This window comes from Paracoccus sp. JM45, from assembly GCF_003590715.1.
Taxonomy (GTDB): domain Bacteria; phylum Pseudomonadota; class Alphaproteobacteria; order Rhodobacterales; family Rhodobacteraceae; genus Paracoccus.
On sequence record NZ_QQVY01000078.1, the window covers coordinates 1 to 519 of the forward strand.

The 519-nt window shown below is 54.1% G+C and carries 1 pseudogene; it reads right to left on the reverse strand.

The window, feature by feature from the left end:
* A pseudogene (locus DWB67_RS18735) lies at positions 1–492 on the reverse strand (transposase); the annotation flags it as partial.
* Positions 493–519: the final 27 nt, after the last annotated feature.

Here is a 519-nt window from a genome sequence, read left to right on the forward strand (position 1 = left end):
ACGACGACAACCAAACCGACCCGTTCCCTCGAAACCCGCTTGATGGCATCCCTTAGCTCGGCATCATTACCCCGTCGCGACAGATACCGCACCGAAGACCGATCAACCTGAAGCACTTCACACGCCCGCCGCTGACTGACCTGATGAGCGTCCATCAGATGCGCCACCGCTTTCCGCTTTCGAACGGGCGTCACCATTTTTTTAAATTGATGTCTCGCAACATTGCGCACGACCATTGTTCTCGGACCAATGGCGGACAAAGTCACGCTTCAACATCTGTTCTGCCAACAGCTTCTTCAGCTTGCCGTTCTCGTCTTCCAACGCTCGCAACCGCTTCGCGTCAGACGGCTCCATACCGCCATACTTCGGTTTGTATTTATAGAACGTCGCCGAACTGATCCCGTGCCGCCGACACACATCAGAGGTCTTCTCGCCAGCTTCCTGCTCCTTGATCATCGCAATGATCTGTTCGTCCGTAAATCGTGCCTTCATTTGTCCGTCCTTTTTGTTAGGCGGACT